Origin of the sequence: Streptomyces lushanensis (assembly GCF_001700515.1) — a bacterium.
Taxonomy (GTDB): Bacteria; Actinomycetota; Actinomycetes; order Streptomycetales; family Streptomycetaceae; genus Streptomyces; species Streptomyces lushanensis.
This window is the reverse complement of sequence record NZ_MAUD01000487.1, coordinates 1-1,796: the sequence shown is the minus strand read 5'-3', so window position 1 is coordinate 1,796 and position 1,796 is coordinate 1. Positions and strand designations below refer to the sequence as shown.

The following is a 1,796-nucleotide window of genomic DNA, read 5'->3' as shown; positions in this document are numbered from 1 at the left end:
GGCCTGTCCTCGATGACGGTTTCCTGGCCGAGGCCGCCTACTGTCGGCTGCCCGCCAGACGGCCCGGTCCTACTTCAGGTGTCGGTCCAGGAACCGGCATCCGTCCTCCAGCTCGAACCACGGTGTGCCGGTGTGCCCGCCCGGATTGGCGTGCAGCGTCTTCTCCTTGCTGCCGAAGGAGTCGAACAGGTCCAGGGCCCGCTGCCGGGGGTTTCCTTCGTCGTCCCACTGCAACAGGAACAGCAGCGGAATGGTGACCTGCCGGGCCTCCTCGCGCTGGGCGCGGGGCACGTACCCCCCGGCGAAGAAGCCCGCGGCCGCGATGCGCGGCTCGGCCACCGCCAGCCGGATGCCGAGGGCGGCCCATCCCCCGGAGTACCCGACCGGGCCGCCGATTTCGGGCAGTTCAAGGAGGGCGTCCAGAGTGGTCTGCCATTCCGGGACCGCGTTTTCGACCAGCGGGCCGATGAACGACTCGAAGATCTCGTCGACCGGCTCACCGGCCCGCATCGCCTGCCGGAGGTCGGCGCGGGCCTGCTCGTCGGCGGCGGAACGGGGACGGTCACCGCACCCGGCGGCGTCGATGGTGGCCACCGCGTAGCCGCGCGCCGCGGTGTACCGGGCCCGGGCGACCAGCCGGGGTTCCGCCTTGGGCAGGCCGTTGTTGTGGGCCATCAGGACCAGCGGGGCCGGTGCGGCGGATTCAGTCGTCCACAGGGTGCCGGGGATCTCGCCGAGGGTGAATTCGCGTTCGAGGACGCCGTCGTCGAGACGCTGTTCAGAAGTGAAGTGCATGGTCGTGCCTTTCGGGAGTGCTCAGAGCGGCGCTCCCGGACGACCTATCGCCCGACCGTGACCCCGGAGGGGAGCACCCATGTCGATACTGCGTTCACGGGTACCACCTCCTCGTTCTCTCGCACGGCCTCCGGGAAAGTAGCAGTGGTCGCCGCGGTCCACCAACGGGTTTTCGCGGAGGCTCCGCGGTCGGCTGCTACGAAGCCCCCCCAGCCTCGCTGACCGGCGACAACGAACGTGCCGCCCGTCGCCCGGCTGCCGAGGTCGGCATCACCGACGTCCGAATCACCGACGTCCGCGCCTTCGGTGGTCCGCTATCGCCCGCGGATCAGTGGAAGCACGCCCCACCTGCGCGGCCTCGGCCCGCGCGCTCAGGCGAGGGCGGCGACCAGCAGGGCGAAGGCGGCGATGATGACGGCGACGCGGACGTAGTGGAAGCGGTCCCAGCGGTTCATCTGCTGCTTCCAGTCGGCCGGCAGGCCGTCCGCGGTCCACGTCTTGACCCGGTTGTTGATCGGGACGAGCAGCAGGATCGACATGACCACGCTGAGGATCAGCAGCGCGGCGGCGGTGACGACGAGGCCGGCGCCGTGGTGGTCCCGTCCGGCGACAGCCCAGATCGCGGCGAGGACGAGCGAGCCGATGTACCAGAACGGCATCACGGCGCCGAGCAGCCGGGCCCCGTGGGTGCGGCCTCGCAGGCCGTTGTCGCCGGGGAGGCCGTTGAGGATCGGGTTGACGAAGAAGGCGACGGAGAATTCCACCCCCACCATCACGCCGACGGCCACGGTGGTGAAGACCTCGAGTGCGTTGAGCATGACGACCCCTCCTGGAGCTGGAATCTAGCGTTGCTAGATGGTGGGGCAATGCTAATTCTTCTGCCGCTCGATTGTCTAGCGATGCTAGAATCGAATCATGTCGGTACAGGAACGCAAGGAGCGCGAACGGGCGGGCCGTGAACGTCTCATCGTGGCGACGGCCCGCGAACTCGCCGAGCAGCA

At 69.2% G+C, this 1,796-nt stretch carries 2 protein-coding genes and 1 pseudogene; 1 reads left to right on the top strand and 2 read right to left on the bottom strand.

Features of this window, described 5'->3' with window-relative positions; translation table 11 throughout:
• Window positions 1-69 precede the first annotated feature (69 nt).
• Window positions 70-795 carry a dienelactone hydrolase family protein gene (locus BFF77_RS30225; protein WP_066956359.1) on the bottom strand — a complete coding sequence of 242 codons (726 nt, stop codon included), beginning with the start codon at window positions 793-795 and terminating at the stop codon, window positions 70-72.
• A 371-nt stretch (window positions 796-1,166) separates the two neighbouring features.
• A complete protein-coding gene (locus BFF77_RS30220) occupies window positions 1,167-1,613 on the bottom strand; it encodes an anthrone oxygenase family protein (RefSeq protein WP_066956356.1) in 447 nt (148 codons plus the stop codon).
• 97 nt (window positions 1,614-1,710) lie between these two features.
• Between BFF77_RS30220 and BFF77_RS34900 the strand changes: the two are divergent.
• Window positions 1,711-1,796, top strand: a pseudogene (locus tag BFF77_RS34900) (TetR family transcriptional regulator); the annotation flags it as partial.

Bases quoted from the DNA above. Each gene is read 5' to 3' on its own strand.
- BFF77_RS30225 (WP_066956359.1), bottom strand. From the start codon at position 795: ATGCACTTCACTTCTGAACAGCGTCTCGACGACGGCGTCCTCGAACGC.
- BFF77_RS30220 (WP_066956356.1), bottom strand. From the start codon at position 1,613: ATGCTCAACGCACTCGAGGTCTTCACCACCGTGGCCGTCGGCGTGATG.